The organism is Phaeobacter sp. QD34_24 (genome assembly GCF_028890115.1).
GTDB lineage: Bacteria > Pseudomonadota > Alphaproteobacteria > Rhodobacterales > Rhodobacteraceae > Phycobacter.
The window spans coordinates 1-11,014 of sequence record NZ_JARCJD010000038.1; the positions used below are offsets into that span (position 1 = coordinate 1).

Consider the following 11,014-nt stretch of genomic DNA (forward strand, 5'->3'; position numbering starts at 1 on the left):
GTGCCCAAAGGTCTTCCTGTCAGCCATCGCACTCGCAGCGCTCGTCATTTACTGGCTATGAGTCCTGACCCTAGTCAGCGTTTGCCGGGCATATAGGCGAGCAGAAAATGAGTACTGTTGGATATATTTCCCGTGACATGACGGGAACCACGCTGCAGGGCGTGTTTCCTGAAGGCAATCCCGCGCAGCTTGATGTCAGCCGTGCCAAGGACATTTCCCTCAATCTTGGGCGATCCGAAATCGAGAGTTTTGCCCGCCGTGGCGCCGATCTCCATATCGTGCTGGCCAATGGCGAAACGCTCGTTCTAGACAACTACTTCAGCTTTTCGGGCACCGGCGGCAAGAACCTGTTCCTCAGCACGGACGGGCAGTTCGTCGAGGTGGTTCTTGAGGACAAACCCGACGGCATGCTGTTCGCCAGCTACGAAACGCTGGATCTGAGCGGAAAATGGAGCGCATACGACGATCTTGTTTTCCTGGATGTGGATCGCATTGAGCCGGTGATCGCGCCGATCGCCGCGCCCCTCTTGGGCGGGCTGGGCACGGCCGGTGTAGCCGCAGGTGTCGTCGGCACTGCCGTTCTGGTCAATGATGACGGCACACCAACCTCCAACACGCCGCCCGCCATCCAGCCGACGGTGGATGACCCGGATGCGTCTTATCCTATCGCTGGCTCCTCCACCGATCCGGTGGTCATCACCGGGACCGGCACCCCCGGGTCCGAAGTCCGCGTTCTGATCGGCGATCACACCGAAACCGTCATTATCGGCGACGATGGGACATGGACCGCAACGATTGCCATCGAAGATCTCCCGCCGGATGGAAACTACGACACCACGGTTGAAGTCACCGATCCCGACGGCAATGACTTTGATCTGGACGGGCCTACAGTGGTCATCGACACCACCCCGCCCGAAGCCGAGGTGACCAGCGGCACCCAGTCCACCGGCGATATCGTCAACGCCGTTATCCAGGCCGATGGCCCTGTGATCTCCGGCACCGGCGAGCCCGGTGCGAGCCTGAATGTGCGGATCAATGGGGTGACCGAACGGACCACCGTGAACGATGACGGCACCTGGTCCGTCACCTTTGACCCTGCCGACATCCCGACCGGGGAATATGAAACCTCGGTCCGGATCCGTACGACCGACGAGTTTGGCAACCGCAACACCTATCACGATGTGCTGGTGGTCGATACCGTTGCCCCCCCGATTGGCATCGATACCGTCGAGGGTGACAACAGCATCAACTTCATCGAAGCCTCTGACGGTGTCATCTTGACCGGCACCGGCGAGGCTGGCGCCACGATTTCCGTTGAATTCCAAGGTGCGACCAGAACCACCACGGTCGGTTCGGACGGCACCTGGTCGGTGCGATACGGCACCAACGCAATTGCGGAGGGTGTCTACGACAGCACCATTGAGGTGACCTCCACCGATGCGGCGGGCAATAGCGCCACCGAGACGCATACGGTGCATATCGACACCGAAACCCGCGTCATCATCGACACGCCGGTGGCCGGTGACAATGTGATCAACGCCACCGAACAGGCGGGCGGGGTGACGCTGACCGGTCTCGCCGATCCGGACGCAACCGTCGAGGTCACCTTCCAGGGCATCACCCGGACGGTCACCGCCGATAGCTCCGGCACTTGGAGTGCCGCCTACGCCGCCTCGGACATCGCCGATGGCGAATATGATGCAACCGTATCGGTCACCGCGACCGACACCAGCGGCAATACCGAAACCACAAGCAGCACCGTGCATATCGACACGGAAAACGCGGTGACGCTTGATACCGGATTTGCGGGCGGCGACAATAACATCAACTTCGTCGAAGCCTCCAACGGCATCACGCTGACCGGCACCGGCGAGGCTGGCGCTACGATTTCCGTTGAATTCCAAGGCACAACCCGCACCACCACGGTCGCCTCCGACGGCACCTGGTCCATGGCCTATGACGCCAGCGAGATCGCCAGCGGCATCTATGACAGCACCATTGAGGTGACCTCCACCGATGCGGCGGGCAACAGCGCCACCGCATCGCATACGGTGCATATCGATACGGAAACCCGCGTCACCATCGACTCGCCGATCGCCGGTGACGACGTGATCAATGCCACCGAACAGGCAGGCGGGGTGACGCTGACCGGTCTCGCCGATCCGGACGCAACCGTCGAGGTCACCTTCCAGGGCATCACCCGGACGGTCACCCCCGATAGCTCCGGCACTTGGAGTGCCGCCTATGCTGCCTCGGAAATCGCCGATGGCGAATATGATGCAACCGTATCGGTCACCGCGACCGACTCCAGCGGCAATACCGAGACCACAAGCAGCACCGTGCATATCGACACGGAAAACGCGGTGACGCTTGATACTGATTTTGCGGGCGGCGACAACGACATCAACTTCGTCGAAGCCTCCAACGGTATCACGCTGACTGGAACCGGCGAGGCTGGCGCCACGATTTCCGTTGAATTCCAAGGCACAACCCGCACCACCACGGTGGCCTCCGACGGCACCTGGTCCATGGCCTATGACGCCAGCGAGATCGCCAGCGGCATCTATGACAGCGCCATTGAGGTGACCTCCACCGATGCGGCGGGCAACAGCGACACCGCATCGCATACGGTGCATATCGACACCGAAACCCGCGTCACCATCGACTCGCCGATTGCCGGTGACGACGTGATCAACGCCACTGAACAGGCAGGCGGGGTGACGCTGACCGGTCTCGCGGATCCGGGCGCCACCGTTGAGGTCACCTTCCAGGGCATCACCCGGACGGTCACCGCTGATAGCTCCGGCACTTGGAGTGCCGCCTATGCTGCCTCGGAAATCGCCGATGGCGAATATGATGCAACCGTATCGGTCACCGCGACCGACTCCAGCGGCAATACCGCATCCACCAGCACGACCGTGGGCATCGATACGCAAACTTCGGTGACGCTTGATGCAGGATCTGCCGGTGGCGACAATACCGTCAACCAGGCCGAAGCGCAGGCAGGCCTGACCCTGTCCGGCGTTGCCGAACCCGGCGCCACCGTCGATGTGACCCTGGCAGGCGTCACGCGTCAGGCCACCGTGGATGCAAATGGCAACTGGAGCGCCACTTTCGAAGCAGGCGCCATCGCCCCCGGTGAATACAACACCGCGATCACGGTGAATTCCACCGATGCCGCGGGCAATACGGCTGCGGCCTCTGCGGCGTTGCGTGTCGATACCGTGGCGGGCACCGTGACCCTGTCGCCCGACCCGGTCGAACTGGACGACATCATCAACGCCACGGAACGCGCCAACGGTGTTGAAATCAGCGGCACCGCAACCCCCGGCCTGACCGTAACGGTGGGGCTTGGCGCGGCGACGAACCAGGTGGTCGCGGATATAAACGGGAACTGGAGCACAACCTTCCTGCCAGCGCAGGTTCCCACGGGCGAAGCCCAGCTGCCGATCACGGCCTCCATCGTCGATTCCGCCGGCAATACCGCCAGTGTCTCGGACAGCGTGGCCCTGGATACGCTTGTCGATCCTCTGACGATGAACACCACCGGCATCGAAGGCGACAATATCGTCAACGCGGTGGAACACAGCAATGGTGTCACCCTGACCGGCACGGTCGAACCCGGCTCTGCCGTACAGGTCCAGATGGGCAGCGTGACCCATAACGCCGTGGTCGACAACTTCGGCAATTGGACCGCAAGCTTTGCCGCCTCGGACATCCCGACCGGCACCTATGATGCGGCGATTTCCGTGCTGGCGACCGATGCGGCGGGCAACACCGCGACCACCTCCCACACCCTGGCCATTGATACCGAAATCACCCCCTTCACGGTGGTTGCAGATCAAACCGCGGACGACGTGGTCAACCTTGCCGAGCGCAATGCGGGCGTCACCCTGACCGGCACCGTTGAAACCGGCTCCACGGTCGAGGTCACAATTGGCGGTGTCACACGCACCGCCACTGTCGATGGCTCGGGCAACTGGAGTGCCGATTTTGACGCCGCCGACATCCCCCTGGGGGATTACTCGGCGACGGCCACGATCACCGCGACCGATGCAGCGGGCAATACGCAATCCCTGACCGAAAGCTTCGCGGTCGACACCATCTACACCACTCCGGATGTGGACTCTGTCACCTTCTCCAGCGGAGATGTGCGCCGGATCAGCACCGAAGGCGTGACCGACAGCTACACCGTGAGCGCCCTGCAAAGTGACGGCAGCGTAACGGTACCGACCGCCACCATCACCCAGGATCCGGTGTTCGGCACCGAGTTCACCTTCTCCACGCCGGTCCCGGATGGAACCCATCTCGTGATCACCAGCGAGGATACCGCAGGCAATGCCTCCAGCACATTGGTGGTTCTGGAAGACAACGCCACCAATAGCGGCACGATGGATCACGCGGGCCTGTCGCAGTTCAACATCGACGATCTGCACCTGGGCTACGCCTCTGATGTGTCGCTCAGCCTGACCGAATCCGACATCAAGGCATTGTCCGGCAACTCCAACACGCTGACGGTGCATGGCGGTTCGGGCGATACCCTGACCGTGGCCGGAGCGGCGGCGGCAGGCACCCAATCCGTGGATGGGCAGGCCTATAACGTCTACACCATCGGCAACGATGGCACCACGCTGCTGGTGGATCAGGACATCAACGTTCTTATCTGACTTTAAGTGTCCGGCAGGCGGTCAGGACTGGCTGCCGGACCAAAAACAATAAGCCGAAAACCGGCGTACGAGTAGAAGGGTGAGGGCAGGATGCAGTTGGGACGATCCGCTGGAGTGATTGCGCTGTTGTGCAGCCTGTCGGCCTGCGCCGAGCAATCCCCCTTCCTGGTGAAAAACAGCGACGGATCGGTGTCCCGCACCGCCAGCAGTTTCCAGCAAGCCGAGGGCGAAGCCTCTTCCGAGATCATATCGTCGCTGATGCAGCGCCGCTCCCTGCTGGAAGAGGGCAGCATCTACCGCCAGGTGGGAGAAGCCGCGATCACCGCGTCCTCCCGCGCCTCCGAAGCCGAGCTGATCAGTGCCAAGCTGCGCGCAGAAGCAAAATCGAAAAACTGGCTGCCCACCATTGGCCCTTCGGTGAGCCTGACCGATCTTGGCGATCTGGTGGCCGGGCTGCTGATCGAGCAGATCCTGTTTGACAATGGCCGCCGCAAGGCCGAACGCGAATTCGCAGCCGCCGATGTGGAAGTCGCCGCCGTGAACCTCTCCATCGACATGAACACACGGGTGGAAACCGCGGTGGCGCTCTATTCCGCGGGCCTGCGCGGCGATGAAAAGGCCGCCTATCTCGGCCGTGCCATCCACCAGATGAGCGAATTCCGTCGCATCGTCAGCGGCCGTGTCGAGGGGGGATTGAACGACCAATCCGACCTCAATGTGGTGGACAGCAAGATCTCCGGCCTGCGCACGGCCAAGGCGACGGCTGCGGATTCCGCCTCTACCGCGCGGGCCGAATTGCAGGCGATGACCGGGCAACGGTTCCCGGACAAACCCCAGCGTCTGGATCTTGGCACCCCACCGCAGCAAACCGCCTTTCTGGACGTGATGAAGGCGCAGGCCGAAGCCGAGCGCACCATTGCCGAAGCCAAGGCCGGGCGCGCGGGTCTGCTGCCGCAGGTGGCTGCTGCAGGCAATGTCACCTCCGATGGCTCCGGTGCCGGGCTGACCGTCGATCTGGCCACGCCCTTGGGTCTGGGCACCCCGGCCGCCCTGCAGGCGCTGGAGGCCAGCAAGGAAGCCGCCCGCCGCACCATCGGTGAGGCCGAAGAAGACTCCCGCCGCACCTACGCGCGCCAGATGCAGCGCCTGGCCTCCTACATCCGCCAGGAAAGCGAAACCGCCTCGCTCGCCCGGGCCAGCCGCGAAACCTACAAGCTGTTCAAATCGCAATACGAGGCCGGTCAGCGTCCGGTGATGGAGGTGGTCTCCATCTACGAGGAACTGATCCGCCGCGAACAGGCACATATTGACGCAAAATACGAGGTCATCCTGATCCAGCTGGAGCTGTCGCGGGATATGGGCCTGTTGGCAGATGGGAATAAGATATGATCAGGTTCCCCGGAAAATTCCGCAAACCCCGCAAGGCCGCTGAGGATGCGCCTGTCGCCAAGGCCGTGCCGGTGGCCCCTGCGCCCGGTCTTGATGATGTGACACCGCCCACCCCGGTTCCATTTGAGCCGATGCCGTTCATTCCCCGGGCAGATGCCGCGCCCAAAACCACACCGGATGTGGCCACCTTCATCCCCGCTCCGCACCGGCAGCAAGACTCCGGCAACGACCGGTCCCAACCGCTGATGCTCACCACGCCCGAGGTGACACCCGCGCCTGCAGCCGCGCACCCCCGTGAGGATACGCCCGAGGCCGAGGCCGCGCCCGTGGTGGAGATTGCAACCTTTTCGCAGACCGGCAGCCTGCCCAAACCCCGGCTCGAACCGAGGCCCGAACCGCAGGGCGCCCCCCAGGCGGCCCCCAGCCTCGAACCAAAGGCAGAGACCGCTGACATCCAGCAGGACGAGGCACAGATCCTGCAGCCTGAAGCGGAGGTTGAAAACCACGCACCTGCCGCGGAGCAGGCGAAGGAGGCCGACACAGCAGAGGCTGGCCCGGAAATGACCCGGGCCACTGAGGAGCGTGTCCAGCACCGCGCCGACCTGATTGCAACCCTTGCCGCCCTGAAGGGCACGCAGACGCAAGCCAGCGATATCGCGGCCTTCCTGTGGAAGACCGCCAAAGGGGACACCGCCCCCAAGGCCCTGCAGAAGGCGCTGCAGTCCACCGGGTTGAAGGCCCGGTTGCAGAAGGTGAAGGCGATCACCCCCGAGGTCTGGCCAGCCCTTGCCATGATGCAGGGCGGTCAATGCGTACTGGTGCTGGAACAGAGCGATGATGTGCTGTTCATCTACGACACCACCTGCCCTGACAACCGCGCCGAAGTACCGCTGGCAGAGTTCCAGCCCTATTTCACCGGTCTCAGCCTCGGCGCACGCCCCGCCGTGTCGCAGATGGCTCAGCGCCACACGCCGCAACTGGACAATTCCCATTGGTTCTGGGGCGAGTTTCCGAAATTCCGCCGTCAGGTCGGGGAAATCATGCTCGGCTCGCTGGTGGCCAACGTGCTGGCGGTCTCTGTGGCGCTGTTTTCGCTGCAGGTCTATGACCGGGTGGTACCGCATCAATCCCATGCCACGCTCTGGGTGCTGGCGATCGGAGCCTTCCTGGCCATCACGCTGGAGGCCTGCCTGAAAATGGCCCGCGCGCGGCTCACCGACAGCGCCGGGCGCCAGGTCGAACTGACCGTGCAGCACAACCTGATGCTCCGCCTCATCGGCATGCGCTCGGATCAAAAGCCGATGCCGCCCTCGGGGCTGTTTGCGGCAATGCGCGATTTTGGCTCGGTGCGGGAGTTCTTCACCTCCTCCACCCTGTCGACGTTGGCCGATATCCCCTTCATCGCCGTCTTCCTGATCCTGGTCTATTCCATCGCCGGGCCGATCGTCTGGGTTCTGGTCGCAGGCGGCGTGCTGATGCTGCTGCCCGCCTATTTCCTGCAGAAACGCATGATCTCCCTCACCCGTCAGACGCAGGGCGCCAATGCCAAGGCAGGCCACCTGCTGCATGAGACCCTGAGCGAGCTGGACACGGTGAAGAGCCAGCGCGGCGAGGATCGGGTGATGCGGCTCTGGGACGAGCTGAACATTCTGTCCTCCCATTCCTCGACCGAGCAGCGCCGCCTGTCGAGCGCGCTCACCTACTGGTCGCAAGGGGTGCAGCAGGCAACCTATATCTGCGCCGTAGTGCTGGGCACGCTGATGGTCTTTGCCGGTGAATTCACCGTCGGCACCATCATCGCCACCGGCATCCTGACCAGCCGCACCCTGGCGCCGCTGACGCAATTCGCAGGCACCCTGGCCCGCTGGAGCAACGTCAAGGCCGCCCTTGAGGCGCTGGACGCCATCGCCGCCGCCCCGCAGGACAAGGACGAGACCCGCAGCTATCTGCGCCGTGACAGCCTGAGCGGGCGGTTCGACCTGCGCGAAGTGGTGTTCCGCTACGATGCGGATGCCGCACCGACGCTGGACGTGCCCGCCGTCGCCATCCTGCCCGGCCAGAAGGTCGCGGTGCTGGGCGTCAACGGCTCTGGCAAATCGACGCTGCTGAAACTGCTCTCCGGTCTTTACGCGCCGGAAAAGGGCCGCGTCATGCTGGATGGCACCGACATTTCACAAATTGATCCGCGCGACCTGCGCCGCCATATCGGCTACCTCAGCCAGGACGTGCGCCTGATGACGGGCACCCTGCGCGACAACCTGAACCTGGGCCAGTTGGAGCGCGACGACAGCCGCCTGATGGAGGCGCTGGAATTCGCAGGCCTCGGCGCCTTTGTGCGCGGCCACCACAAGGGTCTTGATCTGCAGATCGCCGATAGCGGCAGCGGGCTGTCGATCGGCCAACGCCAGTCCATCGGCTGGGCGCGCCTGTGGCTGCAGAACCCTTCGATCGTGCTGCTGGATGAACCTACCGCTGCGCTGGACCAGACGCTGGAGCGCACCATGGTCAGCCGTCTGGAAAGCTGGCTGGCGGGCCGTACCGCGGTCATCGCCACCCACCGCATGCCGATCCTGTCGCTCACCAACCGCACCCTGATCCTGCAGGCGGGCCGCATGGTGGTGGATGGGCCGCGCGATCAGGTTCTGGCCCATCTTGCGGCAGGAGAGAAGAAATGACCGCGATCAACGATTTCGACTTCACCGAGAACACCCGCGGATCGGGGCGGATCATCTACCTTGTGGCAGCCGCCGTGATGATTTTCCTGACCTGGGCCGCCTTTGCCTCGGTCGATGAGATCGTGCGCGGCGAAGGCGAGGTTGTCTCCTCCTCCCGCGCGCAGATCGTGCAGAACCTTGAGGGCGGCATCCTGGCGGAACTCTTCGTGCGGCAAGGCGACACCGTACAGGCCGGGCAGGTCCTGGGCCGGTTGCAGGATACCAAATTCCGCGCCGCATCGGACGAGCTGCAGGAACAGATCGACGCGCTGGAGATCAAGCAATACCGGCTTGAGGCGGAAATGGGCGGCGCCTTCGACTTCGAGGTCCCTGCCCCGCTCGCCGAACGCTCCGGCGAGATCCTCGCCTCGGAACGGGCGCTGTTGAAGGCGCGCCAGACCGATTTCAACAGCCGCCGCGACAGTGCCCATACCATCATGACCCAGCTCAATGACGAGCTGGAGAACCTGCAGCGGCTTTATAAGACCAATATCGTGGCCCTGACCGAGGTGAACAAGGCGCAGAAGGCGGCAACCGATGCCTCGGCCAAATACACCGAGCTTGGCACCCAGAACGAACTGGACCTGGCAGAGGAGTATTCAAAGGCGCTGCGAGAACTGGCCTCCCTCCGTCAGGAACTGCGCCTGGCCACGGACCAGCTGAACCGCACCGTGATCACCGCCCCGATGAGCGGCATCGTCAACAGCCTGGCCGTGACCACCATCGGCGGCGTTGTGCGCCCGGGCGAAGAGATCTTCGAAATCATCCCCCTGGGCGAAGAGCTGTTCGTCGAGGCCCGTGTGAACCCCAAGGACATCGCCAGCGTCGAGCCCGGTCAGGATGCAACGATCAAACTTTCGGCCTATGACTACACCATCTACGGCGCCTTGAAGGGCAAGGTCGACTTTGTCTCGGCCGATACCTTTGAAGACGAGCGCAACCCGCGCGTTGAACCCTTCTACCGCGTCACGGTGCGCGTCGATCGCTCGGGCTTCACCGAGCGGCAACAGGCGATCGAGATCCGACCCGGCATGCGCGCGACGGCAGAATTGCAGACCGGTTCAAAGACCGTCCTGAACTACCTGCTGAAGCCGCTCTACAAGTCGCGCGAAGCCTTCCGCGAACCCTAGGGGAGCGATCTTTCAAAGGTCAGATTTTCGGGGGGTGTTTCGGCCCGTTTTAGGCCCGCATCCAAGACGTCATCCCGTCTAGGTGCCTGTCTTATTGTACTTGCCCAGAGCCGAGCCAAAGGCAGGTCTGCGCGAAACTTCTTTTCGCACGTTTGATCTGACAGTCGTCAGCCTGCGCGCTGCATCAGCGCACGAAGGGTTCCATCCAGAACCGTCCCCAGCGAGACGCGGCGCGAACCGATCGCCGCCTTGGACGAGATCACCGACACAAGGCGCGGTGCATGGCCAGCGGTGACTTCGATCACCGGCGATCCAGAGGCGCCGAAATCCACACGGCAAGAGGTCACCAGGGTCTGGTTCTGCTTTGCCAGCACCTGACAGCCACGCTGCAGGCTGGGCCGGGTCGCATGGCTATGCGAATAGGACAGAACGCCAACGGTGTCCCCGCGGTCGGCATGCCAGGCCAGACGAAGCGGCCGGATGTCCCGGCTGTTGATCGGGCTATCCAGACGCAGGACCGCGATGTCGGTGCCGATCTGAGCGATCCCACCATTGCCGAAACGGTAACCGGGATGCAGCACCGCCTTGGCAACCCTACGCGAGGCCTTGACGGCCTGACCGTTCAAACCGGCCTCGAATTTGATCTGGCCGGGATCCACCCGGCGCCCGGTAGCCGGATCAAACAGGCAATGGGCCGCGGTCAGAACCAGGTTCTGCGCAATCAAGGATCCCGTACACATATTGCGCCCGGCAATGTTCAGGCGGCCCACGGCCTCCCACCCCGGCATTGTACTGACGCTTTGGCGGCTCTCATCCGCCTTCGCGCCGCCGGGCAGGCCTAGTGACAGGCACACCGCCGCGGCTGCAGCTTTTAGTCTCATCATAGTCCACTCCACTTTCCACTCTTACACTCTGGTTGAGAGCTGCGGCTGGAATGCGGCTCAATGCAGCCGGGAACGGACGAAATGATGGACAGAATATGACGCAGTAAACAATCTATTAACCCCCCGGTTATTCCCCCTCTACAATGAACAAAACCTTAGGGTCAGGACTCATAGCCAGTAAATGACGAGCGCTGCGAGTGCGATGGCTGACAGGAAGACCTTTGGGCACC

5 protein-coding genes are annotated in these 11,014 nt (G+C 63.1%); 4 read left to right on the forward strand and 1 reads right to left on the reverse strand.

What is annotated here, in order from left to right; all coding sequences use genetic code 11:
• The first annotated feature begins 107 nt into the window (after positions 1 to 107).
• From PXK07_RS18240 to PXK07_RS18255, 4 genes are all read left to right on the forward strand, one after another.
• Complete coding sequence (locus tag PXK07_RS18240) at positions 108 to 4,667, forward strand: Ig-like domain-containing protein (RefSeq protein ID WP_274849735.1); 4,560 nt, start codon at positions 108 to 110, stop codon at positions 4,665 to 4,667.
• Between the two features lie 90 nt (positions 4,668 to 4,757).
• Positions 4,758 to 6,056 (forward strand): TolC family protein, encoded by a 1,299-nt coding sequence (locus PXK07_RS18245; RefSeq protein WP_274849736.1) that lies wholly within the window; start codon positions 4,758 to 4,760, stop codon positions 6,054 to 6,056.
• Positions 6,053 to 8,731 carry a type I secretion system permease/ATPase gene (locus PXK07_RS18250; RefSeq protein ID WP_274849737.1) on the forward strand — a complete coding sequence of 893 codons (2,679 nt, stop codon included), beginning with the start codon at positions 6,053 to 6,055 and terminating at the stop codon, positions 8,729 to 8,731. Before PXK07_RS18245 ends, PXK07_RS18250 begins: the two co-directional genes overlap by 4 nt.
• Complete coding sequence (locus PXK07_RS18255; RefSeq protein WP_274849738.1) at positions 8,728 to 9,900, forward strand: HlyD family type I secretion periplasmic adaptor subunit; 1,173 nt, start codon at positions 8,728 to 8,730, stop codon at positions 9,898 to 9,900. The genes PXK07_RS18250 and PXK07_RS18255 overlap by 4 nt, the downstream gene beginning before the upstream one ends.
• A 167-nt stretch (positions 9,901 to 10,067) precedes the next feature.
• Here the strand turns inward: PXK07_RS18255 and PXK07_RS18260 are convergent, their stop codons facing one another.
• Positions 10,068 to 10,781 (reverse strand): trypsin-like serine peptidase, encoded by a 714-nt coding sequence (locus PXK07_RS18260; RefSeq protein ID WP_446728404.1) that lies wholly within the window; start codon positions 10,779 to 10,781, stop codon positions 10,068 to 10,070.
• Positions 10,782 to 11,014 lie beyond the last annotated feature (233 nt).

Bases quoted from the DNA above. Each gene is read 5' to 3' on its own strand.
- PXK07_RS18250 (WP_274849737.1), top strand. From the start codon at position 6,053: ATGATCAGGTTCCCCGGAAAATTCCGCAAACCCCGCAAGGCCGCTGAG.
- PXK07_RS18255 (WP_274849738.1), top strand. From the start codon at position 8,728: ATGACCGCGATCAACGATTTCGACTTCACCGAGAACACCCGCGGATCG.
- PXK07_RS18240 (WP_274849735.1), top strand. From the start codon at position 108: ATGAGTACTGTTGGATATATTTCCCGTGACATGACGGGAACCACGCTG.
- PXK07_RS18260 (WP_446728404.1), bottom strand. From the start codon at position 10,781: ATGAGACTAAAAGCTGCAGCCGCGGCGGTGTGCCTGTCACTAGGCCTG.
- PXK07_RS18245 (WP_274849736.1), top strand. From the start codon at position 4,758: ATGCAGTTGGGACGATCCGCTGGAGTGATTGCGCTGTTGTGCAGCCTG.